The sequence below is a fragment of the Pseudomonas sp. BF-B-26 genome, assembly GCF_019956495.1.
GTDB lineage: Bacteria > Pseudomonadota > Gammaproteobacteria > Pseudomonadales > Pseudomonadaceae > Aquipseudomonas.
Window position 1 is genome coordinate 167,595 of the sequence record NZ_JAHBDP010000091.1, and the last position, 25,343, is coordinate 192,937.

The 25,343-nt window shown below is 59.4% G+C and carries 24 protein-coding genes, 1 tRNA gene and 1 pseudogene; 17 read left to right on the forward strand and 9 right to left on the reverse strand.

Annotated features, from left to right (window positions below):
- Window positions 1-20 precede the first annotated feature (20 nt).
- The 17 genes from KGB03_RS21035 to nadA all read left to right on the forward strand — a co-directional run bounded on the left by KGB03_RS21035 (window position 21) and on the right by nadA (window position 13,993).
- Window positions 21-242 carry an FmdB family zinc ribbon protein gene (locus KGB03_RS21035; RefSeq protein WP_010457489.1) on the forward strand — a complete coding sequence of 74 codons (222 nt, stop codon included), beginning with the start codon at window positions 21-23 and terminating at the stop codon, window positions 240-242.
- 122 nt (window positions 243-364) lie between these two features.
- Window positions 365-2,140 carry an aspartate--tRNA ligase gene (gene aspS / locus KGB03_RS21040; RefSeq protein WP_008147383.1) on the forward strand — a complete coding sequence of 592 codons (1,776 nt, stop codon included), beginning with the start codon at window positions 365-367 and terminating at the stop codon, window positions 2,138-2,140.
- A gap of 123 nt (window positions 2,141-2,263) precedes the next feature.
- Complete coding sequence (locus KGB03_RS21045) at window positions 2,264-3,010, forward strand: YebC/PmpR family DNA-binding transcriptional regulator (RefSeq protein ID WP_008072427.1); 747 nt, start codon at window positions 2,264-2,266, stop codon at window positions 3,008-3,010.
- A gap of 158 nt (window positions 3,011-3,168) precedes the next feature.
- Window positions 3,169-3,693 (forward strand): crossover junction endodeoxyribonuclease RuvC, encoded by a 525-nt coding sequence (gene ruvC, locus KGB03_RS21050; protein ID WP_008147379.1) that lies wholly within the window; start codon window positions 3,169-3,171, stop codon window positions 3,691-3,693.
- Window positions 3,694-3,808: 115 nt separating this feature from the next.
- On the forward strand, window positions 3,809-4,423 hold the full coding sequence (ruvA, locus tag KGB03_RS21055) for a Holliday junction branch migration protein RuvA (protein ID WP_046049661.1): 615 nt from the start codon (window positions 3,809-3,811) through the stop codon (window positions 4,421-4,423).
- Entirely contained in the window at window positions 4,424-5,485 is a 1,062-nt protein-coding gene (ruvB, locus tag KGB03_RS21060) for a Holliday junction branch migration DNA helicase RuvB (protein ID WP_223528751.1), read from the forward strand.
- Window positions 5,486-5,612: 127 nt separating this feature from the next.
- Window positions 5,613-6,080: a tol-pal system-associated acyl-CoA thioesterase gene (gene ybgC / locus KGB03_RS21065; RefSeq protein WP_008147372.1), complete on the forward strand. Its 468-nt coding sequence runs from the start codon at window positions 5,613-5,615 to the stop codon at window positions 6,078-6,080.
- The gene (gene tolQ / locus KGB03_RS21070) at window positions 6,070-6,765 is read left to right on the forward strand and encodes a protein TolQ (protein WP_008147369.1); all 696 of its coding nucleotides are present in this window, start codon (window positions 6,070-6,072) and stop codon (window positions 6,763-6,765) included. The genes ybgC and tolQ overlap by 11 nt, the downstream gene beginning before the upstream one ends.
- Before the next feature lie 23 nt (window positions 6,766-6,788).
- Window positions 6,789-7,241 carry a protein TolR gene (tolR, locus tag KGB03_RS21075; protein WP_161807482.1) on the forward strand — a complete coding sequence of 151 codons (453 nt, stop codon included), beginning with the start codon at window positions 6,789-6,791 and terminating at the stop codon, window positions 7,239-7,241.
- On the forward strand, window positions 7,241-8,320 hold the full coding sequence (tolA, locus tag KGB03_RS21080) for a cell envelope integrity protein TolA (protein ID WP_111451445.1): 1,080 nt from the start codon (window positions 7,241-7,243) through the stop codon (window positions 8,318-8,320). Before tolR ends, tolA begins: the two co-directional genes overlap by 1 nt.
- Window positions 8,317-9,618 (forward strand): Tol-Pal system beta propeller repeat protein TolB, encoded by a 1,302-nt coding sequence (gene tolB / locus KGB03_RS21085; RefSeq protein ID WP_074879460.1) that lies wholly within the window; start codon window positions 8,317-8,319, stop codon window positions 9,616-9,618. Before tolA ends, tolB begins: the two co-directional genes overlap by 4 nt.
- Before the next feature lie 52 nt (window positions 9,619-9,670).
- Complete coding sequence (gene pal / locus KGB03_RS21090) at window positions 9,671-10,168, forward strand: peptidoglycan-associated lipoprotein Pal (protein ID WP_003178634.1); 498 nt, start codon at window positions 9,671-9,673, stop codon at window positions 10,166-10,168.
- A gap of 6 nt (window positions 10,169-10,174) precedes the next feature.
- A complete protein-coding gene (gene ybgF / locus KGB03_RS21095; RefSeq protein WP_218538855.1) occupies window positions 10,175-11,014 on the forward strand; it encodes a tol-pal system protein YbgF in 840 nt (279 codons plus the stop codon).
- Window positions 11,015-11,181: 167 nt separating this feature from the next.
- Complete coding sequence (gene queE / locus KGB03_RS21100) at window positions 11,182-11,829, forward strand: 7-carboxy-7-deazaguanine synthase QueE (RefSeq protein ID WP_074880837.1); 648 nt, start codon at window positions 11,182-11,184, stop codon at window positions 11,827-11,829.
- A gap of 1 nt (window position 11,830) precedes the next feature.
- The gene (gene queC, locus KGB03_RS21105; protein WP_111451446.1) at window positions 11,831-12,523 is read left to right on the forward strand and encodes a 7-cyano-7-deazaguanine synthase QueC; all 693 of its coding nucleotides are present in this window, start codon (window positions 11,831-11,833) and stop codon (window positions 12,521-12,523) included.
- 63 nt (window positions 12,524-12,586) lie between these two features.
- Window positions 12,587-12,662, forward strand: a tRNA-Lys gene (locus KGB03_RS21110).
- 272 nt (window positions 12,663-12,934) lie between these two features.
- The gene (nadA, locus tag KGB03_RS21115) at window positions 12,935-13,993 is read left to right on the forward strand and encodes a quinolinate synthase NadA (protein WP_192410366.1); all 1,059 of its coding nucleotides are present in this window, start codon (window positions 12,935-12,937) and stop codon (window positions 13,991-13,993) included.
- 134 nt (window positions 13,994-14,127) lie between these two features.
- Here the strand turns inward: nadA and KGB03_RS21120 are convergent, their stop codons facing one another.
- The 9 genes and pseudogenes from KGB03_RS21120 to KGB03_RS21160 form a co-directional block, all read right to left on the reverse strand.
- Window positions 14,128-14,616 carry an RDD family protein gene (locus KGB03_RS21120; protein WP_192410367.1) on the reverse strand — a complete coding sequence of 163 codons (489 nt, stop codon included), beginning with the start codon at window positions 14,614-14,616 and terminating at the stop codon, window positions 14,128-14,130.
- A 96-nt stretch (window positions 14,617-14,712) separates the two neighbouring features.
- On the reverse strand, window positions 14,713-14,925 hold the full coding sequence (locus tag KGB03_RS21125; protein ID WP_003175786.1) for a cold-shock protein: 213 nt from the start codon (window positions 14,923-14,925) through the stop codon (window positions 14,713-14,715).
- 390 nt (window positions 14,926-15,315) lie between these two features.
- Window positions 15,316-16,440: a glycine cleavage system aminomethyltransferase GcvT gene (gene gcvT / locus KGB03_RS21130; protein WP_192410368.1), complete on the reverse strand. Its 1,125-nt coding sequence runs from the start codon at window positions 16,438-16,440 to the stop codon at window positions 15,316-15,318.
- 38 nt (window positions 16,441-16,478) lie between these two features.
- On the reverse strand, window positions 16,479-17,855 hold the full coding sequence (locus KGB03_RS21135; protein ID WP_008146925.1) for an L-serine ammonia-lyase: 1,377 nt from the start codon (window positions 17,853-17,855) through the stop codon (window positions 16,479-16,481).
- A 60-nt stretch (window positions 17,856-17,915) separates the two neighbouring features.
- Window positions 17,916-20,657 (reverse strand): annotated as a pseudogene (gene gcvP, locus KGB03_RS21140) (aminomethyl-transferring glycine dehydrogenase); the annotation flags it as partial.
- Window positions 20,658-20,668: 11 nt separating this feature from the next.
- Window positions 20,669-21,052, reverse strand: a complete 384-nt coding sequence (gene gcvH / locus KGB03_RS21145) for a glycine cleavage system protein GcvH (protein ID WP_007949423.1) — start codon at window positions 21,050-21,052, stop codon at window positions 20,669-20,671.
- 430 nt (window positions 21,053-21,482) lie between these two features.
- Entirely contained in the window at window positions 21,483-22,991 is a 1,509-nt protein-coding gene (locus KGB03_RS21150) for a sigma-54-dependent transcriptional regulator (RefSeq protein ID WP_218539047.1), read from the reverse strand.
- Window positions 22,992-23,268: 277 nt separating this feature from the next.
- On the reverse strand, window positions 23,269-23,634 hold the full coding sequence (locus KGB03_RS21155; protein WP_111451451.1) for a DUF5064 family protein: 366 nt from the start codon (window positions 23,632-23,634) through the stop codon (window positions 23,269-23,271).
- Window positions 23,635-23,861: 227 nt separating this feature from the next.
- The gene (locus tag KGB03_RS21160; RefSeq protein WP_223528753.1) at window positions 23,862-25,190 is read right to left on the reverse strand and encodes a CoA transferase; all 1,329 of its coding nucleotides are present in this window, start codon (window positions 25,188-25,190) and stop codon (window positions 23,862-23,864) included.
- Window positions 25,191-25,343 lie beyond the last annotated feature (153 nt).

Here is a 25,343-nt window from a genome sequence, read left to right on the forward strand (position 1 = left end):
TGATCGCCGAGACAACCCCCATGCCGATGTACGACTATCAATGTGCTTCCTGTGGTCATCAGTTGGAAGCCATTCAAAAGATCAGCGCAGCACCGCTGGTCGACTGCCCTGCCTGCCAGGCGCCAGAGCTTAAGAAGATGCTGTCCATGCCGGGCTTCCGCCTTAGCGGCACCGGCTGGTACGAAACCGATTTCAAGACCGGTTCCAAGAAGAATCTGGCCGGCGGCGACAAAGCTGACTAGGGTCTTGAGCCTGAGTTGAACGACACGTGCGAGCTCTTGCATCATCTGGCGCCTTTCTTAAGGGCGGGGCTGTTGCAGGATCTCCAACCGAATTTCGAATTACGAGAAGCGAAACTACGACCATGATGCGCAGCCATTATTGCGGCCAACTGAACGAAAGCCTGGAAGGCCAGGAAATTACCCTTTGCGGATGGGTTCACCGTCGCCGTGACCACGGTGGGGTGATTTTCCTCGATATCCGTGATCGTGACGGTCTGGCCCAGGTGGTGTTCGACCCGGACCGCGCTGAAACTTTCGCCGCCGCCGATCGCGTGCGCAGCGAGTATGTGGTCAAAGTCACCGGCAAGGTACGCCTGCGTCCGGCCGGTGCCGGCAACGCCAACATGGCGTCGGGCATGATCGAAGTGCTGGGCTACGAGCTGGAAGTATTGAACGAAGCGGAAACCCCGCCGTTCCCGCTCAACGAGTTCTCCGACGTCGGCGAAGAAACCCGCTTGCGTTATCGCTTCATCGACCTGCGTCGTCCGGAAATGCTCGAGAAGCTGCGTCTGCGTTCGCGCATGACTACCAGCATCCGTCGTTACCTGGACGAGAACGGCTTCCTCGACGTCGAGACGCCGATCCTGACCCGCGCTACTCCGGAAGGTGCTCGCGATTACCTGGTGCCGAGCCGTACTCACGCCGGCTCCTTCTTCGCCTTGCCGCAATCGCCGCAGCTGTTCAAGCAACTGCTGATGGTGGCCGGCTTCGATCGCTACTACCAGATCGCCAAATGCTTCCGCGACGAAGACCTGCGGGCCGACCGTCAGCCTGAGTTCACTCAGATCGACATCGAAACCAGCTTCCTCGATGAAAAAGACATCATTGGCATCACCGAAGGCATGATCCGCAACCTGTTCAAGGAAGTGCTGGATGTGGAATTCGGCGAATTCCCGCACATGACCTGGGAAGAGGCCATGCGTCGTTACGGTTCCGACAAGCCGGACCTGCGTAACCCGCTGGAACTGGTCGACGTTGCCGATCAGCTGAAAGAAGTCGACTTCAAAGTCTTCAGCGGCCCGGCCAACGACCCGAAATGCCGCGTTGCCGCCTTGCGCGTTCCTGGCGCGGCGAGCATGCCGCGCAAGCAGATCGACGACTACACCAAGTTCGTCGGCATCTACGGTGCCAAGGGCCTGGCGTACATCAAGGTCAACGAGCGCGCCAAAGGCGTCGAAGGCCTGCAATCGCCGATCGTCAAGAACATCCCTGAAGCCAACCTCAATGTGATCCTTGATCGCGTGGGTGCGGTCGATGGCGACATCGTGTTCTTCGGTGCCGACAAAGCCAAGATCGTCAGCGAAGCCCTGGGCGCGCTGCGGATCAAGGTCGGTAACGATCTGAACCTGCTGACTTGCCAGTGGGCGCCGATGTGGGTGGTCGACTTCCCGATGTTCGAAGAGAACGACGACGGCAGCTTCGCGGCCTTGCACCACCCGTTCACCGCGCCGAAGTGCACCCCGGAAGAACTGGAAGCCAACCCGGCGACCGCTCTGTCCCGTGCCTACGACATGGTACTGAACGGCACGGAGCTGGGTGGCGGTTCGATCCGTATCCACCGCAAGGAAATGCAACAGTCGGTGTTCCGTCTGCTGGGTATCAGTGAAGCGGAACAGGAAGAGAAATTCGGCTTCCTGCTCGACGCCCTGAAATACGGTGCGCCGCCGCACGGTGGCCTGGCCTTCGGTCTGGACCGTCTGGTGATGCTGATGACCGGCGCCCAGTCGATCCGTGAAGTGATCGCCTTCCCGAAAACCCAGAGCGCCGCTTGCGTCATGACTCAGGCCCCGGGTGTGGTAGATGCCAAGGCACTGCGCGAACTGCACATTCGTCTGCGCGAAACGCCTAAGGCTGAGTAAGGCTGACCAGAAGGGCGCATCTTCGGATGCGCCCTTTCTTTATAGAATGGTCGAGATTTTTATTTGCTGGCTGGCGCATCATGGCGCGGCGGGCAATGTTTCAAAGAGAATTCGGAGCGAGATATGGCGGGTCATTCCAAGTGGGCGAACATCAAGCACCGCAAAGAACGTCAGGATGCCAAGAAGGGCAAGATTTTCACCAAGTGGATTCGTGAGCTGACCGTTGCGGCCCGTCAGGGCGGTGGCGATCCGGGTTCCAACCCGCGTTTGCGTCTGGCGCTGGACAAGGCCCTCGGCGCGAACATGAGCCGGGACATTATCGACCGTGCGGTCGCCCGCGGCGCCGGTGCTGCCGACACCGACGACATGGTCGAGCTGACCTACGAAGGCTACGGCCCGGGCGGCGTGGCGGTGATGGTCGAGTGCATGACCGACAACCGCAACCGCACCGCCGCCGCTGTTCGCCATGCGTTCAGCAAATGCGGCGGCAACCTCGGTACGGACGGTTCGGTGGCCTATCTGTTCGAGCGCAAGGGGCAGATTTCCTTCGCTCCGGGCGTCGATGAAGATGCACTGATGGAAGCGGCGATGGAGGCCGATGCCGATGACGTGGTGACCCACGAAGACGGCTCCATCGACGTGTTCACCTCGTTCGCCGGTTTCTACTCCGTGCGTAACGCGCTGGAAGCGGCCGGTTTCAAAGGTGATGACGCGGAAATCGTGATGTTGCCGACCACCAGTGCCGAACTCGACCTGGAAGGCGCCGAGAAGGTGCTCAAGCTGATCGACATGCTTGAAGACCTGGATGACGTGCAGAACGTCTACTCCAACGCGGACATCCCTGAATCGGTAGCCGCGCAGCTGGGTTAAGGGCGACTAAGATCCAATGTGGGAGCTGGCTTGCCTGCGATGACGGTGTGTCAGGCTGCATCATTGTTTGATGTGCCTACGCCTTCGCAGGCAAGCCAGCTCCCACAATTGTTATTCGCTGTATTGAATATCGTGCTCTTACCTAACCCGCAGGCGTTATGACTTTAATTCTTGGTATCGACCCCGGTTCGCGCATCACCGGTTATGGCGTAGTGCGTGATACTGGGCGGGGATGCGTCTACGTGGCGTCGGGCTGCATTCGCACAGGTTCCGGCGAGCTGCATGAACGCCTGCAAATCGTCTATCGCGGCGTGCGCGAAGTCATCCAGACCTACGGCCCGGTGACCATGGGGATCGAAAAGGTCTTCATGGCGCGCAACGCCGACTCTGCGCTGAAACTTGGCCAGGCCCGCGGCGCAGCCATTGTTGCCGGGGCGGAAGAAAGCCTGGAAATCGCTGAGTACACGGCGACCCAGGTCAAACAGGCGGTGACCGGGACCGGCGCGGCGAATAAAGAGCAGGTGCAAATGATGGTCATGCACATGCTGAAACTGACCAGCAAACCGCAAATCGATGCCTCGGACGCCCTGGCCATTGCCATTTGCCATGCTCATACCCGCTCCAGCCTGTTGCCCCATGGTCTGGGCACGGCACGCAGTCGTGGCGGGCGCCTGCGTCTCTGATAGCATCAGCAATCATTTTTTACGGAATGAGGGTTTTGCGCCTGTGTCGTCGGCGCAAAACCCTTGTTCTGTCAGTCGCCAGCACTGATCTGGCCAACGCTCAAGGATCTGAAACGTGATTGGACGCTTGCGCGGCACACTGGCTGAGAAACAGCCGCCGCACCTGATTCTGGATGTAAACGGTCTGGGGTATGAGCTGGAAGTGCCCATGACCACGCTTTATCGCTTGCCGTCGGTCGGTGAACCGCTGACCTTGCACACCCATTTGGTCGTACGCGAAGACGCGCAGTTACTCTATGGCTTCTTCGGCAAGCGTGAGCGAGACTTTTTTCGCGAGTTGATCCGTCTCAATGGTGTAGGGCCGAAATTGGCCCTGGCCCTGATGTCGAGTCTGGAAGTCGATGAACTGGTCCGCTGCGTACAATCCCAGGACACCTCGGCGTTGACCAAGGTGCCGGGCGTGGGCAAGAAGACTGCCGAGCGTTTGCTGGTGGAACTCAAGGATCGCTTCAAGGCCTGGGAAACCGTGCCGGCGATGTTTGCCTTGGTGCCAAACCAGCCGGGTGGGCCAGATACGACGCCGGTTGCCACCGCCGAAAATGACGCGGTCAGCGCGCTGATCTCCCTGGGCTACAAGCCGCAGGAAGCCAGCAAGGCAATTTCTGCGATCAAGGAGAAAGGCTTGAGCAGTGAAGACATGATTCGTCGTGCCCTGAAGGGAATGATCTAAGTGATTGAAGCTGATCGTCTGATTGCCGCCACGCCTGGCCCTCGTGACCGCGAGGAAGTCCAGGACCGGGCGATTCGTCCTGTCAGCCTGGCCGAATACATTGGCCAGCCGACCGTTCGCGAGCAAATGGAGTTGTTCATCCAGGCGGCTCGTGGGCGCAATGAATCCCTGGACCACACGCTGATTTTCGGCCCGCCGGGTCTGGGTAAAACCACCTTGGCCAACATCATCGCCCAGGAAATGGGCGTGTCGATCAAGAGCACCTCGGGCCCCGTGCTTGAACGCCCGGGTGATCTGGCGGCGCTGCTGACCAATCTTGAGCCACACGACGTGCTGTTCATCGACGAAATCCATCGGCTCTCACCGATTGTCGAAGAAGTGCTGTACCCGGCCATGGAAGATTTCCAGCTCGACATCATGATCGGCGAAGGGCCGGCCGCACGCTCGATCAAGCTTGATCTGCCGCCGTTCACCCTGGTCGGTGCGACGACGCGGGCGGGGATGCTGACCAATCCGCTGCGCGACCGTTTCGGCATCGTCCAGCGCCTGGAGTTCTACAACACCGCCGACCTGGCAACGATTGTCAGTCGTTCGGCGAATATCCTCGGCTTGCCGCTGGACCCGGAAGGCGCCTTTGAAATCGCCCGCCGTGCCCGTGGTACGCCGCGGATCGCCAACCGCTTGCTGCGCCGGGTTCGGGATTTCGCCGAAGTTCGCGCCAAGGGTCACATCACCAAACCGATCGCCGACCTGGCCTTGAACCTGCTGGATGTCGACGAGCGTGGCTTCGATCACCAGGATCGACGGCTGCTGCTAACGATGATCGAGAAGTTCGACGGTGGGCCGGTCGGGGTCGATAGCCTCGCCGCCGCCATCAGTGAGGAGCGCCACACCATTGAAGACGTGCTGGAGCCGTATCTGATCCAGCAGGGCTACATCATGCGTACGCCGCGGGGGCGGGTGGTGACCCGGCATGCGTACCTGCACTTCGGTTTAAACATCCCGTCACGATTGGGCGAGATGCCCGTGGTAGACGAGTTCCTCAATGCCGTGGACGATTAATAACCTTTGCGCGCTGATATATTCGGGGTTTGTGTGGTCCCAGGACCGTACTTTCGCCAGAAAGCCGTGAATCAATGAAAAACAGTTGCCTGGCCGGATTGGCAACCTGAGGAGTAAGCACTAGAGTATGCGCGCGCAAAACGGGCTTGAGCCTTTCGCACTTCGTTGTCGCGTTTATTACGAGGACACCGATGCGGGCGGCATCGTGTATTACGTTAATTACCTCAAGTTTATGGAACGGGCTCGAACCGAGCGGCTCCGGGAGCTGGGCTTTGCCCAATCCCAGCTTGCAGGTGAGGACCTGTTGTTCGTCGTGCATTCCAGCGAAGCGCGTTACCACGCGCCGGCGCGACTGGACGACGAGCTGCTGGTAAGCGCTGAAGTAATCGAATTGAACCGTGTCAGCCTGCGCTTCAAACAGCAGGTCAGGCGGGCTACGGATAATGCGCTGCTCTGCGAAGGGCAGTTTTTGGTGGCCTGTGTGCGCACTAACAGTTTGAAACCCCGGGCCATTCCCGAAGCTCTACGCGCGGCCTTTGCCGACGTGAGCGGCGCGGGTACACACTCAAAGCAGGAGATAAAGCGTGGAAGCTAACGTCGTCGACCATTCCTCCATGTGGAGCCTGGTCAGCAATGCCAGTATCGTGGTGCAACTGGTAATGCTGATCCTGGTAGCCGCATCGGTGACCTCATGGATCATGATCTTTCAGCGCAGCAATCTGCTGCGCGCCGGTCGACGTGCCCTGGAGAGCTTTGAAGAGCGCTTCTGGTCGGGTATCGACCTGTCTAAACTCTACCGTCAGGCCGGCAGCAACCCTGATCCGGATTCGGGCGTAGAGCAGATCTTCCGTGCCGGTTTCAAGGAATTCTCCCGTCTGCGCCAGCAGCCAGGTGTTGACCCGGAAGCGGTCATGGAAGGCGTGGCCCGTGCCATGCGCGTCGCCATTTCCCGCGAAGAAGAAAAGCTCGAGCAGAGCCTGCCGTTCCTCGCGACCGTAGGTTCCGTCAGCCCGTACATCGGTCTGTTCGGTACCGTCTGGGGGATCATGAACTCCTTCCGTGGCCTGGCCACTGCCCAGCAAGCGACCCTGGCCACCGTGGCTCCGGGTATCGCCGAAGCACTGATTGCTACCGCGATCGGCTTGTTCGCCGCCATCCCGGCCGTTATCGCTTACAACCGTTTTGCTGCTCGCAGCGAAACCCTGCTGGGCCGTTACTACACCTTCGCCGATGAATTCCAGGCGATCCTGCACCGCAAAGTGCACACCAGCGAAGAATAAGCAGGTAATTTCCAATGGCTTTAATCGCTCGAGCTCGCAAAAAGCGCAAGCCGGTTGCCGAGATGAACGTGGTGCCCTACATCGACGTGATGTTGGTGCTGCTGGTCATCTTCATGGTGACCGCTCCGATGCTCAATCAGGGCGTGAAAGTTGATCTGCCCAAGGTTTCCAGCGAAGCCTTGCCGCAGGACAACAACACTCAGGTCCTGACCATTTCGATCAAGGCTGACAAGACCTACTACTGGAACCTTGGCAGCGAAGTCGACACTGAAAAGCAACAGGACAAGGCCATGACCTTGCCGCAGATGACTGACGCCGTGACCAAAATCATTCGCGCCGGCACTGAAGGTGGCAAGCGTACCCAGGTGTTCATCCGCGGCGACAAGACCGTCGACTACGGTTCCGTCATGGGCGCCATGGGCGGGTTGCAGAAAGCCGGGGTCGGTAATGTTGGCTTGATTACCGAGGCACCCTGATGCAGCAAATGCGAGAGCCGTCCGCCTCGGAAAGCTATTTCTGGCCTAGTGTCTGGGCGCTTGTCTTGCACGTGCTGGTTTTCGGCATGCTGTTCGTCAGTTTCGCCTTCACGCCCGAACTGCCGCCGGCCAAGCCGATTGTCCAGGCGACCCTGTACCAACTGAAATCGAAAAGTCAGGCGACTACCCAGACCAATCAGAAGATTGCGGGTGAAGCGAAGAAATCCGCCGCGCGCCAGACCGAAGTCGAACAGATGGAACAGAAAAAGATCGAGCAGGAAGCGATCAAGGCCGCGGAACAAAAGAAGGAAGACGCGGCTCAAAAAGCCGAAGAATCCAAAAAGGCCGACGAGACAAAGAAAGCGGAAGAGGCCAAAAAGGCTGATGAAGCCAAGAAAGCCGATGAAGCGAAGAAGACCGCCGAAGCTAAAAAGGCCGAAGAGAAACAATTGGCTGATATAGCCAAGAAGAAGTCTGAAGAAGAAGCCAAGAAAGCAGCTGAAGAAGAGGCCAAGAAAGCGGCCGCTGAAGAAGCGAAGAAAAAGATCGTCGAAGACGCGAAGAAGAAAGCCGCGGAAGACGCCAAGAAGAAATCTGAAGCTGAAGAGGCGAAGAAGAAAGTCGCCGAAGACGCGAAGAAGAAAGCTGCTGCCGATGCTGCGAAGAAAAAATCGCAGGAAGCGGCACGTAAATCCGCCGAAGACAAAAAGGCTCAGGCCCTGGCAGATTTGCTTTCCGATACGCCGCAGCGTCAGCAGGCCTTGGCGGATGAGCAGGGTGACGAAGTCGCCGGTAGTTTCGATGATCTGATTCGTGCTCGTGCAGCGGAAGGCTGGGCTCGTCCACCTTCGGCCCGCAAAGGCATGACGGTCGTGTTGCAAATCGGCATGTTGCCCGATGGTACGGTGACTTCGGTCGGCGTGGCCAAGTCCAGTGGCGATGGTCCGTTTGACGCTTCCGCTGTAGCGGCGGTCAAGAACATTGGACGTTTGACAGAAATGCAGGGAATGAAGCCGAGCGATTTCGCTCCGTATCGTTCATTCAAGATGACATTCACACCTGAGGATCTAGCCTTGTGAGAAACCTTCTTCGAGGAATGCTCGTCGTTATCTGCTGCCTGGCAGGGATAGCGGCAGCTGATGAAAAAAACATTCTGGTCACCAGCGGCAGTGATCGGGCCACCCCGATCGCAGTCGTTCCGTTTGGCAACCAGGGCGGCAGCGTTCTGCCGGACGACATGGCCGAAATCATCGGTAACGACCTGCGCAACTCGGGTTACTACTCGCCGATTCCAAAACAGAACATGATCAGCCAGCCAAGCCAGGCCAGCGAAATCATCTTCCGTGACTTCAAGGCGCTGGGCGCCCAGTACGTCATGGTCGGCAGCATTGCTCCTGCGGGCGGTCGCCTGCAAGTCCAATACGCACTGTTCAACGTCGCCACCGAGCAGCAAGTGCTGACCGGCAGCGTGTCGGGCAGCGTCGATCAACTGCGCGACATGTCGCACTACATCGCGGACCAGTCGTTCGAAAAACTCACCGGTATCAAAGGTGCGTTCTCGACTCGTCTGTTGTACGTGACAGCCGAGCGTTTCTCCGAGAAGAACACTCGCTACACGCTGCAACGTTCAGACTATGACGGTGCCCGTGCCGTGACCCTGCTGCAATCGCGCGAGCCGATCCTGTCGCCACGTTTCGCACCGGACGGCAAGCGCATCGCTTATGTGTCGTTCGAGCAAAAGCGTCCGCGTATTTTCATGCAGAACATCGACACCGGTCGCCGTGAGCAGATCACCAACTTCGAAGGCCTGAATGGCGCGCCAGCATGGTCGCCTGATGGCAATCGCCTGGCATTCGTACTGTCGAAAGATGGCAACCCGGACATCTACGTGATGAACCTGGGTTCGCGTCAGATCACGCGTGTCACAAACGGTCCTGGCATCAACACCGAACCGTTCTGGGGTAAGGATGGTTCGACCATCTACTTCACCTCGGACCGTGGCGGCAAGCCGCAGATCTACAAAACCAGCGCAGGCGGTGGTGGTGCGGAGCGTGTGACCTTTATCGGTAACTACAACGCCAACCCTAAGCTTTCGGCTGATGAAAAGACCCTGGTGATGATCCATCGTCAGGAAGGTTTCACTAATTTCAAGGTGGCAGCCCAGGATTTGCAGCGCGGAAGCGTAAAAATCCTCACTGATAGCACTCTGGACGAGTCGCCTACTGTTGCGCCCAACGGCACCATGGTAATCTACGCCACCCGCCAGCAGGGCCGGGGAGTCTTGATGCTCGTGTCCATTAATGGACGCGTAAGGCTCCCGCTTCCTACCGCACAAGGCGAAGTCAGAGAACCTTCCTGGTCCCCTTACCTGAACTGACGCGGCGCTACACGTTGTACTTAACACATTGGGGTTCATTAGGAGTTTCACGATGGAAATGCTGAAGTTTGGTAAATTTGCTGCGCTGGCTCTGGCCATGGCTGTAGCTGTAGGTTGCTCGTCCAAAGGCGGCGACAATGCCGGTGAAGGCGCTGTAGATCCAAACGCTGGTTACGGCGCAAACACTGGTGCAGTTGACGGCTCCCTGAGCGAAGAAGCTGCTCTGCGCGCAATCACCACTTTCTACTTCGAATACGACAGTTCGGACCTGAAGCCAGAAGCCATGCGCGCTCTGGACGTTCACGCCAAGGACCTGAAAGCAAACGGCGCTCGCGTTGTTCTGGAAGGCAACACCGACGAACGTGGTACTCGTGAGTACAACATGGCACTGGGCGAGCGTCGTGCGAAAGCCGTTCAGCGTTACCTGGTACTGCAAGGTGTTTCCCCAGCTCAGCTGGAACTGGTTTCCTACGGCGAAGAGCGTCCAGTTGCTACCGGCAACGACGAGCAGTCCTGGGCTCAAAACCGTCGCGTCGAACTGCGTAAGTAATTCGTCATGCGAACGTGCCGTCGTGCTGTAACTGTTTTGGCTCTCAGCCTCGCACCGCTTGCGGTGTGGGCTGCGGTTCCTGTGGTCGATAATGACTCCGGCTATACCAATAGCGGGACTAATAATCCGCCTGCAGGTTACGGTACGAGCGGCGCCTATGCCGGGGGAGGGGTTTCGGCCCCTGTCTCGGCACAGGGCGAGCTGTTCAACCAACTGCAATCGATGCAGGAGCAGATCTCGCGCCAACAAGGCATCATCGAAGTTCTGCAAAATGATGTAGCGCGCATGAAGCAAGAGAACCTGGAGCGATATCAGGATCTTGATCGGCGCATAGGAACCGGCGTTGCACCAGCCGCGACTCCTGATAATTCTTCCACCGGTGGCAGTTTGAATGCCCCCGGTGCAGCAGCGGGCGCAGCCGCAGGAGCGGCAGCCGCTCAGGCACCTGCCGCGGGTAGCGAGCCGGCTGATCCGGCGAAGGAAAAACTGTATTACGATGCAGCCTTCGACCTGATCAAAGCCAAGGATTTCGACAAGGCCAGCCAGGCTTTTGCCGCATTCCTGCGCAAGTACCCGAACAGTCAGTACGCGGGCAATGCTCAATACTGGTTGGGCGAAGTGAACCTGGCCAAAGGCGATCTGCAAGGTGCAGGTCAAGCTTTTGCCAAGGTTTCACAGCTGTACCCCAAGCACCCCAAAGTGCCTGATTCGCTGTACAAGCTGGCTGATGTAGAGCGCCGCCTCGGTCATCCCGACAAGGTCAAAGGCATTCTGCAGCAGGTTGTGTCCCAATATCCGGGCACTTCCGCCGCTCAGCTGGCCCAGCGTGATCTGCAAAAAATGTAAGGGCGGCTTGACCCGTTTTGAAGAAACCCGCGCTTGTCGCGGGTTTTTTCGTTAGAATTCACGCCCTTTTTATGAAACACGCTTTTTGGGATCTGCGCGGTGGCGGGGTTCCTTGAAGTGCCTGACGGAGGCGGACAGCCTGTTTAGCTGTTATGCCCGTGGCGACTATGCAAGACACATTGAGAATCACCGAAGTTTTCTACTCGTTGCAGGGTGAAACGCGGACTGCCGGGCTGCCCACTGTTTTTGTGCGCCTGACCGGTTGCCCATTGCGTTGCCAATACTGCGACAGCGCTTATGCATTCACTGGCGGCACCCTCCGCACGCTCGACGACATCCTCGAGCAAGTGGCCGGTTTTCGTCCGCGTTACGTCTGTGTCACCGGCGGCGAGCCGCTGGCACAACCCAATGCCATCCCATTGCTCAAGCAGTTGTGTGACGCCGGTTACGAGGTCTCGCTGGAAACCAGCGGTGCCTTGGATATCTCGGCGGTCGATCCACGGGTCAGTCGCGTCGTCGACCTGAAAACCCCGGGTTCGAAAGAAGCCCACCGCAACCGCTACGAGAACATCGAACTGCTCACGCGCAACGATCAGGTGAAGTTTGTCATCTGCTCGCGGGAAGACTATGACTGGGCCGTGTCCAAGCTGATCCAGTACGGTCTGGATCAGCGTGCCGGCGAAGTCCTGTTCTCGCCAAGTCACCATGACCTTAATGCTCGGGACCTGGCTGACTGGGTGGTGGCGGACAACCTGCCAGTGCGTCTGCAATTGCAGTTGCATAAATATCTTTGGAATGACGAGCCGGGGCGCTGAAATGACTGAACAACTGAACACCACTGAAAAACGCGCGGTCATCTTGCTGTCCGGCGGCCTCGACTCCGCGACCGTTGTGGCCATGGCTCGCGCTGAAGGCTATAGCTGCTACACCATGAGCTTCGACTACGGTCAGCGCTCCCATGCCGAACTGCACGCCGCCGAACGTGTCGCTCGCGACCTGGGTGTGATTGAACACAAGGTGATCGGCCTGAACCTGAACGGTATCGGCGGTTCAGCATTGACCGACACCAGTATCGATGTGCCGGAAGAAGCGGGCGAAGGTATTCCGGTGACTTACGTGCCAGCACGCAACACCGTTTTCTTGTCCCTGGCGTTGGGCTGGGCTGAAGTGCTCGGCGCTCGCGACATCTTTATCGGTGTGAACGCAGTGGATTACTCCGGTTACCCGGACTGCCGTCCCGAGTTCATCGAGTCTTTCGAGCGCATGGCCAATCTGGCGACCAAGGCCGGTGTAGAGGGGAATGGTTTCCGTATCCAGGCACCGCTGCAGAACCTGAGCAAGGCGCAGATCGTCCAGGCGGGGGTGAAGCTCGGCGTTGATTACGGCCTGACTGTTTCCTGCTATCAGGCGGACGATAACGGCCGTGCATGCGGCAAGTGCGACAGCTGCCGCCTGCGTGCAGAAGGCTTTGCGGCAGCCGGAATCAGTGACCCAACACCTTATTTTTGATTTATTTCAAATTAGGTGTTGAATAGTCCTTAAAAATCAGTATTATACGCGCCACCACACAGCGGGTCGTTAGCTCAGTTGGTAGAGCAGTTGGCTTTTAACCAATTGGTCGTAGGTTCGAATCCCACACGACCCACCATTTTTGTAGCAGTTTTAAAAGTCTGGAAGGCCCACGCAAGTGAGGATTTCCGGATTTTTTTTTGCCCGCGATTTAAGGTCGCCCAGGTTCTGGGCTGCACCGCGTGACGCAGGTCAGAATCATCTTTTGCATCCACGGGATATTCTGTAGCCTTGCGCAGCTTCAACGTTGTCCGTGCCTGATGATACTCACTCTCCCGGCGGTACCCTGAAGGGTCCGGAGCCGGGTGTATACTCGACTTTCGCGCGAAAGCGCCTGCAGGTCTTGCGAACATGACGCAGATTTCCGAACGCCTTCTGGTTCAAGCCCACCTCGACGCCAAGCAGCCCAAGCCGCTGACTGCCGAGGAGGAGGCCTATTACCGTGCCGCCATCGCTGCCGAGCTCAAGGCTCAGGACGCGGTGCTGGTTGCTCACTTCTATTGCGATCCGGTCATTCAGGCCCTGGCCGAAGAAACCGGAGGTTGTGTCTCCGACTCGCTGGAGATGGCCCGCTTCGGCAATGCTCATCCGGCCAAGACCGTGGTGGTCGCCGGTGTGAAGTTCATGGGCGAGACCGCCAAAATCCTCAACCCTGAAAAACGCATCCTCATGCCCACCCTCGAGGCGACCTGCTCGCTGGACCTGGGTTGTCCGGTGGACGAGTTCTCGGCGTTCTGCGATCAGCACCCGGAGCGTACCGTGGTTGTGTATGCCAATACGTCGGCGGCGGTCAAAGCCCGGGCGGATTGGGTGGTGACTTCAAGCTGCGCGCTGGAAATCGTCGAAAGCCTGATGGATAACGGCGAAACCATCATCTGGGGCCCGGATAAGCATTTGGGCACCTACATCCAGCGCCAGACCGGCGCGGACATGCTGCTGTGGGACGGTGCCTGCATCGTTCACGAAGAGTTCAAGTCCAAGCAGCTCGAAGACATGAAGGCGCTGTACCCGGACGCAGCAATTCTGGTACACCCGGAGTCGCCGACGTCGGTGATCGAGCTGGCGGATGCCGTCGGCTCCACCAGTCAATTGATTGCGGCAGCGCAGAGCCTGCCAAACAAGACCCTTATCGTCGCCACTGATCGCGGCATCTTCTACAAGATGCAGCAGCTGTGCCCGGACAAGGTCTTCATCGAAGCGCCAACGGCCGGTAACGGCGCAGCATGCCGTAGTTGCGCACATTGCCCGTGGATGGCGATGAATACCCTTGAGCGCACGCTCAAGAGCTTGAAGGAAGGGACTAACGAGATCTTTGTCGATCCTGCGTTGATTCCACAAGCGATCCGGCCGCTCAAGCGCATGCTCGACTTCACCCAGGCCGCGCGGATGAAATTGGCCGGCAACGCCTGAGATCTTTCAGTTAAGTCACAAAACCTGTGGGAGCGAGCCTGCTCGCGATAGCGATCTGTCAGCCATATCAATATTGACTGATACATCGCCATCGCGAGCAGGCTCGCTCCCACAGTGGTTTTTGTATGGCTGAGCTACTTGGTTTTCTTTGGAATCCGCACGAGCTGGGTGTTGGAGTAGATGTCATGCCAGCTGCGTTTCTGTTTGTCGAACAGCGACCAGAAGAAACCCACCCCGACGCACAGCAAGGACGCGATCGACACCACAAAGCGCAGCAATGCCTGCCACAGGCTGATGGATGAGCCGTCGGCATTTTGTACGCGGATGCACCAGACCTGCATGCCCAGGGTCTGACCGGACCAGGTCCAGAACTTGGCGAAGAAGCCGAACAGCACAAACAGCAGCACCGTTGACAGCAATGGATCGCCGTCCAGCGCGCCGGCTTCGGTCAGGGTGCGCATTTTGTCTTCGCCGATGATCGCCATCTGGATCATCTTGTAAATGCCGCTGGTGACGATCAGCAGGGCGGTACACAACAGGAAGTCGTAGAACATCGCTGCCAGGCGACGACCCAGGGTAACGGCAGGAAAGTCGCCCTGGGGTTTGAGAAGATGTTTCGACATGGCAGCCTCTGGACGGAAAAAAGAAGCCATTTTACGGATTTACGCGCACAAAAAAGCCCCTGATGTCAGCATCAGGGGCTTTTTCGTTACAGAAGATCAGGCTTCTGCTTGTACTTCGTCAGCCTGCATGCCTTTCTGGCCTTGCACAGCAACGAAAGTCACTTTCTGGCCTTCTTTCAGGCTCTTGAAGCCGTTGCCCTGAATAGCGCGGAAATGCACGAACAGATCCGGACCGCTTTCTGGAGTGATAAAACCAAAACCTTTCTCGTCGTTAAACCACTTGACGGTACCGCTCTGACGTTGGGACATTTCTTATTTCCTTTGACGCAAAAATTAATGACAGCCTCCTTCTTGTGAAAGAGTACTGGGGCTGGTTGCAGGAGAGTAAGAAGACGTCGAACGGGATGTAGCTAACTTGTAGGCTACTGCCCAGGTCACGATTCCAAGCGACCCATGCAAACACAGTGAACAAACTCTACGCCAACTACGGGAGAAAAAACAAGCCCTGTGGAGGGCCCGGATTTGCTCGCGTTGATGCCGTTCGGCGGCAACTAGCGCTGGCTTATGCGATAGAGGTGTTCAATTGTTTTCGATCGTTATAAGCCAAGTTCGTAATCGAAGGTGTGCACTGTTTTATGGCGGTTGCGTTACACATTAGTGCGCTGTTAACGCAACCGCGTTACTTATAGGAACAGTCAATCAGCCACGGTAGTAGCGTTGTGGAACAAATGGCATTTTGCTTACAAGCAAAGGTACCTTTTTCCCACGAACAATCGCCCATACCGGCGTATCGAGAGCGATATAAGCACTGTCGACGTAACCCATCGCCAAAGGGCCGCCCAGGGTCGGACCGAAGCCACCGCTGCAAACCGCGCCAATGATGTCGCCTGCTTCATTGACGATCTCTGCGCCTTCGCGCACCGGCGTGCGTTCCTGAGGCAGCAGGCCAACGCGCTTGCGGCTGACACCGGCTTGTTGCTGTGCGAACACGGTTTCAGCGCCAGGGAAGCCGCCGGCACGTGCGCCATCAGCGCGACGAGGCTTGGAGATCGCCCACAGCAGGCTCGCTTCGATCGGGGTGGTCTCGGTGTTCATGTCGTGGCCATAGAGGCACAGGCCAGCTTCCAGGCGCAGGGAGTCGCGAGCGCCAAGGCCGATGGCCGCCACTTCAGGTTCGGCCAGCAGGGCACGAGCCAGGGCTTCGGCGTTAGCGGCCGGCACGGAGATTTCGTAACCGTCTTCACCGGTGTAGCCCGAACGGCTGACAAAGCAGTCCACACCCAGCAGTTTCACGCGGGCGAACTGCATGAAGGTCATCTTCGCCACTTCAGGCGCCAGACGCGCGAGCACGGTAACGGCGGCCGGACCTTGCAGCGCCAGCAGGGCGCGTTCTTCAAACAGCGGCTCGATGGTGCACTGGTCGCCGATGTGCTTGCGCAGATGCGCCAGGTCCTGGTCCTTGCAGGCGGCGTTGACCACCAGGAACAGTTCGTCGTTACCCAGGTTGGCGACCATCAGGTCGTCGAGGATGCCGCCGGTCTCGTTGGTGAACATCGCGTAACGCTGCATGCCCACCGGCAGGTCGATGATGTCGACCGGCACCAGGCTTTCCAGCGCCTTGGCGGCATTGGCGCCGGTCAGGCGGATCTGGCCCATGTGCGAGACATCGAACAGCCCGGCCTGATCACGGGTGTGCTGGTGTTCTTTCATCACGCCGAGCGGGTATTGCACCGGCATGTCATAGCCGGCAAACGGCACCATGCGGGCGCCGAGTTCGATATGCAGTGCGTGCAACGGGGTTTTCGACAGTTGTTCGGTGGACATATTCAGCTCCTGAAAAAGTGTGCAAATGCGCGTGAGCATCAGCACTCGATAATGTTGACCGCCAAACCGCCACGGGCGGTTTCCTTGTATTTGCTTTTCATGTCGGCGCCGGTCTGGCGCATGGTGCGGATGACCTTGTCGAGGGAGACGAAGTGCTGACCGTCGCCGCGCAGGGCCATGCGCACCGCATTGATGGCTTTGACCGAGCCCATGGCGTTGCGCTCGATGCAAGGCACTTGCACCAGCCCGCCAATCGGGTCGCAGGTCAGGCCGAGGTTGTGTTCCATACCGATTTCAGCGGCGTTTTCCACTTGCTGCACGGTGCCACCGAGGACTTCGCACAGGGCGCCAGCGGCCATGGAACAAGCGACGCCAACTTCACCCTGACAGCCGACTTCGGCGCCGGAGATCGAAGCGTTTTCTTTATAGAGGATGCCGATCGCGGCTGCGGTCAGCAGAAAACGCACGACGCCGTCTTCGTTGGCGCCGGGGATGAAGCGCATGTAGTAATGCAAAACAGCGGGGACGATCCCGGCCGCACCGTTGGTAGGCGCCGTCACCACGCGCCCGCCGTTGGCGTTTTCTTCGTTGACTGCCAGTGCATAGAGGTTGACCCAGTCCAGCACCGACAGCGGATCGCGCAGGGACGATTCGGGGTTCTTGCACAGTTGCCGATGCAGCGCGGCCGCCCGACGTTTGACCTTCAAGCCACCGGGCAGGATGCCTTCGTTACGACAACCGGCGTCGACGCAATCCTGCATCACTTGCCAGATTTTCAGCAGGCCGGCGCGGGTTTCCGCTTCCGGGCGCCAGGCACTTTCGTTGGTTAGCATCACCTGGCTGATCGATAGACCATAGGTGGTGCAGTGACCGAGCAGGTCCTTGGCGCTTTTGAACGGGAAGGTCAGTGGCGTGGCGTCTTCGACGATACGGTCGGCGCCGGCGGCGTCTTCATCGACCACAAAACCGCCGCCGACCGAGTAGTACTCGCGGCTGCGGATTTGTATGCCCGCCGCATCGAAGGCGCGAAAGATCATGCCGTTGGGGTGATAGGCCAACGGTTTGCGGATCATCGCCAAGTGTTCTTTCTCATTGAACGCAATGCTGTGTTCGCCGAGCAGGTTCAAGCGACCATTGCCGCGAATCTCTTGCAGACGGGCGGCGACGGTTTCGGTGTTCACAGTGTCCGGGTGTTCGCCTTCCAGGCCCAGCAACACAGCCTTGTCGCTGCCGTGGCCTTTACCGGTGGCGCCGAGTGATCCGTAGAGCTCGACTTTGACGCAGGTGGTCGCGGCCAGTAGCCCTTCACGGCGCAAACCTTCGGCGAAACGCGCAGCAGCACGCATCGGGCCGACGGTGTGAGAGCTGGAGGGGCCGATGCCAATCTTGAACAGGTCGAACACGCTTAAAGACATGGTTGTTCTCCGGTTTCTTGTTATAGGAATAGCGGACTTGAGGCTTGGCACAAATCCCCTGTGGGAGCGGGCTTGCTCACGGCTATACGGATGCGTCCACTCGCCGACGATTTCCGCCGCGGTGTGCGGGGCGTTTTTCAGTGGGTTGTCGTCTTTGTCCAGGGTGCCGTTTTCCACTGCGCGGATTTCTTCGCGGATGCGGATCATGGCGTCGCAGAAGCGGTCCAGTTCTTCTTTGGATTCGCTTTCGGTCGGCTCGATCATCAGCGTGCCGGCCACCGGGAACGACATGGTCGGGGCGTGGAAGCCGAAGTCGATCAGGCGCTTGGCGACGTCATCGACGCTGATGCCGCTGCTGTCTTTCAGCGGACGCAGGTCGAGGATGCATTCGTGGGCCACCAGGCCGTTGCTGCCGGTGTACAGCACCGGGTAGTGCTCTTCGAGGCGACGGGAAATGTAGTTGGCATTGAGGATCGCCAGTTGCGAGGCGCGCTTGAGACCGGCGCCACCCATCATCCGAATGTACATCCAGGTGATCGGCAAAATGCTCGCGCTGCCGAACGGTGCGGCGCAGACCGCGCCTTCTTTACGCTCCATGGTGCCGTGACCCGGGAGGAACGGGGTCAGGTGCGACTTGACGCCAATCGGACCGACGCCCGGGCCGCCACCGCCGTGGGGGATGCAGAAGGTTTTGTGCAGGTTCAGGTGCGACACGTCGCCGCCGAACTTGCCCGGCGCGCAGAGGCCGACCATCGCGTTCATGTTGGCGCCGTCGATGTACACCTGGCCGCCATGATCATGAATGATGCCGCAGATTTCGCGGATGCCTTCTTCGAACACGCCGTGGGTCGACGGGTAGGTGATCATCAGCGCGGCGAGGTGTTCGCGGTGCTCGATGGCCTTGGCCCGCAGGTCTTCGATGTCGACGTTGCCGCGGGCATCGCAGGCGGTGACCACCACGCGCATGCCGGCCATGTTGGCGGTGGCCGGGTTGGTGCCATGGGCCGAGGACGGGATCAGGCAGATGTCGCGACGGTCTTCGCCACGGCTCTGGTGATAGGCACGAATCGCCAACAGGCCGGCGTATTCACCTTGGGATCCGGCGTTCGGTTGCAGCGAGATCGCGTCGTACCCGGTGGCGGCGCAGAGCATCGCTTCCAGTTCGTCGGTCAGCTGCTGATAGCCGGCGCTTTGTTCGGCCGGAGCGAACGGGTGCAGGGCACCGAATTCAGCCCAGGTCACCGGGATCATTTCGCTGGCAGCGTTGAGTTTCATGGTGCACGAGCCCAGCGGGATCATGGTGCGGTCCAGCGCCAGGTCCTTGTCGGCGAGCTTGCGCAGGTAGCGCATCAGCTCGGTTTCCGAGTGGTAGCGGTTGAACACCGGGTGGCTGAGGATCGGCGACTGGCGCAGCAGCGCGGCCGGGATCGTGCTTTGAACGGAGGCGGCGAGGGCGGCGAAGTCTGGCAGCGCCTTGCCGTCGGCCAGCAGGCTCCACAGGGTTTCCACGTCGGCTGGCGACGTGGTTTCGTCGAGGGACAGGCCCAGACGCTCGCCATCGATGACCCGCAGGTTGATCTGCTGGGCACGAGCCTTGTCATGCAAAGCAGCGGTGTGCGCGCCGGTCTTGACTGTCAGGGTGTCGAAGAAGTTGGCTTGCTCGACGGTCAGACCCAATGCGCTCAAGCCTTTGGCCAGAATCGCGGTCAGGTGATGCACGCGGTTGGCGATCTGGGTCAGGCCTTTCGGGCCGTGGTACACGGCGTACATGCTGGCGATGTTGGCCAACAGCACCTGGGCGGTGCAGATGTTCGACGTGGCCTTCTCGCGGCGGATGTGTTGCTCGCGGGTCTGCATCGCCAGGCGCAGGGCCGGCTTGCCGAAACGGTCGACGGAAACACCGACCAGACGGCCCGGCATGTCGCGCTTGAACGCATCCTTTGTGGAGAAGTACGCCGCGTGCGGGCCACCGAAGCCCAGCGGCACGCCGAAGCGTTGCGCACTGCCGATGGCCACGTCGGCGCCGAACTCGCCCGGCGGGGTCAGCACGGTCAGGGCCAGCAGGTCGGCGGCGACCGCGACCAAGGCGTTGGCGGCGTGGAAGCGTTCGGTCAGTTCGCGGTAATCGAACACGTCACCGTTGCTTGCCGGGTATTGCAGCAGGGCGCCGAAGAACGGCGTCACGTCAGTCAGTTCACGCTCGTCGCCCACCACCACGTCGATGCCCAATGGCTCGGCGCGGGTGCGCAGCACGTCGAGGGTTTGCGGGTGGCAATGCACGGAGGCGAAGAACGCGTGGCTACCCTTGTTCTTGCTCAGGCGTTTGCAGAAGGTCATCGCTTCGGCGGCGGCGGTGGCTTCATCGAGCAAGGAGGCGTTGGCGATCGGCAGGCCGGTGAGGTCGCTGATCAGGGTCTGGAAGTTCAGCAGCGCTTCGAGACGGCCCTGGGAAATTTCCGGTTGATACGGCGTGTACGCGGTGTACCAGGCCGGGTTTTCCAGCAGGTTGCGCAGGATCGGCGACGGCGTGTGGGTGCCGTAGTAGCCCTGGCCGATGAAGGTCTTGAACAGCTGGTTTTTGCCGGCAATGGACTTGATCAAGGCCAGGGCGTCGGCTTCGCTCAGGCCGTTTTCGAGGCCGAGGACGCTGGTGCCCTTGATGCTGTCGGGGATGACGCTGGCGCTCAGGGCTTGCAGCGAGTCGAAGCCGAGGCTGTTGAGCATGGCTTGCTCGTCGCCGGTACGCGGGCCGATGTGGCGGGCGATGAATTCGTTGGCAGTGGTCAGGCTTACTTGAGTCATGTCAGCGCTCCTCAGGCTTCGGCGTTGGCTTTGATCAGACGGTCATAAGCGTCTTGATCCAGCAGTTTGGCGACAGCCGATGCATCGGTAGGCTGGAAGCGGAAGAACCAGCCTTCGCCCAGCGGATCTTCGTTGACCAGTTCAGGGCTGCTGTCCAGCGCCGGGTTCACTTCCAGCACTTCACCGTCCAGTGGCATGTACACGCCGCTGGCAGCTTTTACCGATTCCACGGTGGCGGCTTCAGCGCCTTTGTCGTAGGACTGCAGCTCAGGCAGTTGTACGAAAACCACGTCGCCCAAGGCGTTCTGTGCGAAAGCGGTAATGCCGACTGTGACGGTGCCGTCAGCTTCAGTACGCAGCCATTCGTGATCTTCAGTAAAACGCAATTCGCTCATGGAAACTCCTAAGGGGGCCAGACTCGTCTGGTGGACGCGATTGAATACTCGGCAATGCCGTACTTTATGGATGGTTACTAAGCAAAAATGCGGCCAATGTTTTTTAGTCGTTAAAAATCAATAGGTTATGTGTTTAGTTGAGGTGCGGCGATTTGCTGGCTGTAGCGAAATCGCTACAGCCCAGGGCGAAGAAAAAAGCCTAAGTGGATCAAAGCCTTGCACAGCGGTGATCAGAAGAGGGTGTAATGATATCGTTCCGCTGTAGCGCTTTCAGTACAGATGGAGGTCGCTTTTAAACATGATTTTGAAGGCGGCACAAAACCTGTGGGAGCGGGCTTGCTCGCGAAGGCGTCGGGTCAGCAACATTGCTGGCGCCTGACACACCGCTTTCGCGAGCAAGCCCGCTCCCACAGTTTTGAACGAGTAAGGCTTACGGCTTGTTGGGAATGCCGTATTTGCGCAACCGATGGGCAATCGCGGTGTGGGAGGTTTGCAGGCGGCTGGCCAGTTGGCGGGTCGAGGGGTAGCTGACGTAGAGTTTTTCCAGCAGGGTTTTTTCGAACTCTTCCATCGCCTGTTCGAGGCTGTCGACGTCGCTGTCGCTCTGACGCGCCACGGAGGTGCCGGCGATATCGAGGTCGCCAATGTCGACCAGGCTGCTCTCGCAAATCGCAGCGGCGCGGAAAATCACGTTCTGCAATTGCCGCACGTTGCCCGGCCAGCGATTGCCCAGCAGTGCCGGATAGGTGCCGGGCGCCAGGCGACAGACCGGGCGCTGGATCTGCGCGCAGGCCTGCTGCATGAAGTAGCGGGCCAGCAGCAGGATGTCCTGGCCGCGTTCGCGCAGGGGCGGGACTTCGACGTTCAGGACGTTGAGGCGATAGAACAGGTCTTCGCGGAACGAACCTTCGCTGACCATTTTTTCCAGATCGCGGTGCGTGGCGCTGAGGATCCGCACATTGACCTTCACCTCACGATCCCCGCCCACCCGGCGGAAACTGCCGTCGTTCAAGAAGCGCAGCAACTTGGCCTGCAAGTACGGCGACATCTCGCCGATCTCATCGAGAAACACCGTGCCCTGGTTGGCCAGTTCCATCAGCCCCGGTTTGCCGCCCCGTTGTGCGCCGGTGAAGGCGCCGGGGGCGTAGCCGAACAGTTCGCTTTCGGCGAGGTTCTCCGGCAATGCCGCGCAGTTCAGCGCCAAAAATGGCGAACTGCACCGGGCGCTGATGGCGTGGCAGGCACGCGCCACCAGTTCTTTGCCGGTGCCGGTTTCGCCCTGGATCAGCAACGGCGCATCAAGGGCCGCCACGCGTTGGGCGCGAGCCTTGAGGGTGCGAATCGCCGGGGATTCACCGAGCAGCGCATCGAAACCTTCGGCATGGTCGTGGTGCAGCGCCGAGAGGCGTTCGCCGATACGGTTGGGTTGATACAGGGTCAGCAGAGCGCCGGCGTCGGTAATCGGTGTGGCGTCCAGCAGTAACGTCTGGCCGTTGACGGTGACTTCCCGCAGCGGCAGGCGGAAGCCGTTTTCCAGCAGGGCTTCGAGCAGTGCCGGGTCGGCGAACAGGTCGGCGATGCTTTCGCCGTCAGGCTCGCGACCGTACAACGCAATCAGTGCCGGGTTGGCCAGCAGCACTTTGCCGGCACTGTCCAGCGCCAGGACCGGGTCGGTCATGGCCGCGAGCAACGCATCGAGCTGCAGGTGCCGGCGCTGACCGGGAAGAATGTCCACCACCGTCACCGCTTGCACACCGCGCACACTGAACAGCGCATCGCGCAGTTCTTCGAGGACTTCCGGGCTCAGGGTCGGGGCGTCGATGTAGACGTTGGGCGGAATCATTTCCACCGCATCCAGGTTGAGATTGCGCCCACCGAGCAGGGCCAGGACTTCCTGGGTAATGCCGACGCGGTCGATGAAGCTGACGTGGATACGCATGGGGCGTTTTTGGGTTCTGGAGTGCGGAGGGTGGCAAGTATGCCTTGGAGGAGGGCTGGGGTGAAATCTTGAGATTGGAGTTGGCAGGAAGATCGACCCCTCACCCCAGCCCTCTCCCCAGTGGGGAGAGGGGGAAAGGGAGCAGATTGGGGGCTTTTCAAAACCTGAGTCCGACTCGATATCTCAGGTCGATGTCACTCGAAAGAGCAACTCGATCAGTCCCCTCGCCCCTCGGGGCGGTCCGACGTTTCGGGAAGGTTAGGGTGTGGGGGGACCTTCAGATTCGATCCAGATGCTCGGGTTTTATCGGGTCGCCGGATTTGACGTGGAGCTGCGCCCGCACATCTTCAAACATGGCGTCGTACTCCTTGTGTATCGAGCCGATACTGGCCTCTTTGGGCATCCCGTACTTCTGGGCGATGCGTGTGACATGTCGGGCGAAGTCGAAGGCCTGGTCCTTGGGCAGGAAGAATTCTTCCTGCAATGCCTTGTCCCCAACCGAACCATGCATCTTGAAGAGCATGCCTTCGCCCTCCTTGGGATCCTGGCTGACGGCATATTCGATGTGCAGGTTGTAACTGTAATCATCCTTGTTCAGCGCGTAGCGCTCGATGTGCAGGTGACCGGGCTCGAACGTTGCCATTGATTTCTCTCCTTCAAACAGCCATTGAATCAGGGCAGACCTCAAGCCTGCCCTCGGAGTTTCTTTTATTGATAGCTCATCCGGGTGTCGCCGTGTCCGAGAGTGGACCGATGATAGCTTCGCTTTAACCGTGTACTTTCCCATGAAACACCCCATCGGTCGTGTCCAACTTTTGGGGTGCACACCAGAGCGTGGGAACAATCATCCGCAAGGGAACGATCGGTCGGCTACCACTGCGCGCGATGGGAGCCCAATTCTGAAGCCGCAAGTGTCCACTGCAACGGCGTCCCCGTAATCTTCAGCGGCACATGAAGTCGATGCGCCGGTCCCCAAGGCGTCTGCTCCACCAACAGCCCTTGATCGCTGTCATCCTCCGCCCGCAACGGCTCATCGGTTCCCGGGCCGTTTTCAATCAGCAACTTCGCCGTACGCGCCAACGACAACCGTGCCGAGCCACCGCGCCCCAATAATCGAATCGCACCGGCCGCCATCAAATACCCGGTGGCGTGATCGAGCGCTTGCAAGGGCAATGGCGTTGGCTTGTCTGCGCGCTTCCAGTGCATGCCGGCGTCGGCGATTCCGCTGCTCATTTGTACCAGGCTGTCGAAGCCGCGGCGATTCTGCCACGGGCCGCTCCAACCGTAGGCATTGAGGCTGACGTCGATCAGGCCGGGCGCCAGCTTCTGGCGTTCGGCGGTGCCGTAACCGAGATGTTCCAGTGCATCGGCGCGGTAGCCGTGGAGCAGAATGTCAGCGTCCTTGAGCAGGCTTTCGAACACCGCGCGATCAGTCTTGTCGTGCAGGTCCAGACGCGCGCAGCGTTTGCCCAGGGTGACTTCCGGCACCACGCCCGGTTCGTTCCAGGTCGGTGGGTCGATGCGCAAAACGTCGGCGCCGAGGCCTGCCAGGAAACGGCTGGCGATGGGGCCGGCGAGCACTCGAGTCAAATCCAGCACCTTGACGCCGGCCAGCGGTTGCGCCACCGAGCCTTGCCACGGTTTCGCGTTCTGGCGGCTGTTGTCCGCCAACTGAATCAGTGGCTCGGCGTTCACGGCCTGACCTTGGGGATGCGCTTGCCATTGCGCCCAGCTACGCATCTCGGCGGCGCAGCCACCGGCATCGACCACGGCTTGCTCCAGATCGCCTTTGGCCCATTGAGCAACCTTGCTCGCCATCGCTGCACGGTCGGCACAGGCGCCGAGCACTTTTTCGGCAGCGGCGCGGTGATGGGGGGCGTTGGTGTGCAGGCGGATCCATCCGTCTTTGGCCGCGTAGTCACCGGCGACGGGGTCCCAGAGTGGCGGGACGCTCCAGCCTATCGGGCGGATAGAAGTGGCGAACCAGAAAGAAGCGAGGCGGCGGTCGACCTCAAGGGTGGGTAAACGACCGGTTTGTTGCTGCAGCCATTCGCTGACAGCCTGGCCGGCAGCGGCAATGCTGGCGCACGCCAGGTCGGTGACGGCAAACGCCGAGGGCAAGGCGCCGCTCGAGGTGAACTTGACCTGGGTGCGAGGCAAGCCGAGTGCGGCTTGAATGGACGTGAGTAAATCAGTCATCGAAGGCCCTCCGGAACGAGAGCCCGAGCATAGATCAAAAAACGGCGCTGTCAGATGAAAACGATGAGGCCAGCTGAACACTAATCTCTGTGGGAGCGGGCTTGCTCGCGAAGGCGGTAGGTCAGCAACATTGATATCGACTGACACTACGCC